We start from the raw sequence: 855 nt of genomic DNA, 5'->3' as shown, positions 1-855 counted from the left end.
GATGAGGGGCTGTCCGGCCGTCAGGCCGGACAGCCCCTCCGGTCATGTACCGGCCGGTGCGATGTGCCAGGTGCCACTGGTGTGGGTGAGTCCGAGGTTGATCAGTCGGCGGAGGTTGAGGGCGGCGGCCCGGGTGTGGAGCCAGGTGTCGTTCTTGATGGTGCCGCGGTAGCGCAGGCGCCGGTTGCCGTGGTGGACGAGCCAGGCGACGGCGCGTTCGACCGGTGGCCGCCAGCGGCGGTAGTCGGCCTGCCAGCCCGGATCGGTGGCTGCCTGGTGGCGGGCGGCTGTCTGGAGGTCGTGGTGCGGGCGGATGGTCAGGATGCGTCCGGCCTTGGCTTTGGTGCACTGCTCGCGCAGGTGGCATCCGGTGCATAAGTTGCCGAAGGAGGCTTTGCGTTGGTGGTGCTGCCCGCCGGGGTCGGACAGGGCCACGGTGTGTCCGGCCGGGCAGGTCACGAGGGCGGTGGTGGTGTCGATGGCGAAGTCGTCGAGGGTGAAGCCGCCGGGGACGGCGGGCCGCAGCGGTGCGGGCTTGAGGAACAGCCGGTGCCCGGCCCGGTGCAGGGCCTGGCGGGCGTCACCGGTGGAGTAGGCGGTGTCAGCGAAGGCGTCCACCGGGGTGGCCTCGTCGGCGAGCAGTTCCAGGCCGACCGCAGCGTCGTGGTGCTCGGGCCCGGCGCCGGGTCTGAGGGCGACGGCGGTGTATAAGCCGGTCTCGGGCTCGACGGCCAGGTGAGCCTTGAAGCCGTCCTGCTGGTGGCTGCGGGTCTTGTGCACGTGGCGTGCTTCGTGATCGATGGTGGAGACCATCCGGTTCGGGGCGGTGCCCCGGGTGATGCGCCAGCGGCCGTC

Annotated in this window: 1 protein-coding gene; it reads right to left on the bottom strand. The window is 71.7% G+C overall.

Going from position 1 to position 855, the window contains the following annotated elements; all coding sequences use genetic code 11:
- Positions 1-42: 42 nt before the first annotated feature.
- Positions 43-855: transposase (locus SMA5143A_RS42395; protein WP_146194069.1), on the bottom strand; the 813-nt coding region annotated here is incomplete at its 5' end.

The sequence above is a fragment of the Streptomyces sp. MA5143a genome (assembly GCF_900290235.1).
Lineage (GTDB): Bacteria > Actinomycetota > Actinomycetes > Streptomycetales > Streptomycetaceae > Streptomyces.
The sequence above is the reverse complement of the archived record's forward strand: the minus strand, read 5'-3'. Positions and strand labels throughout refer to the sequence as shown.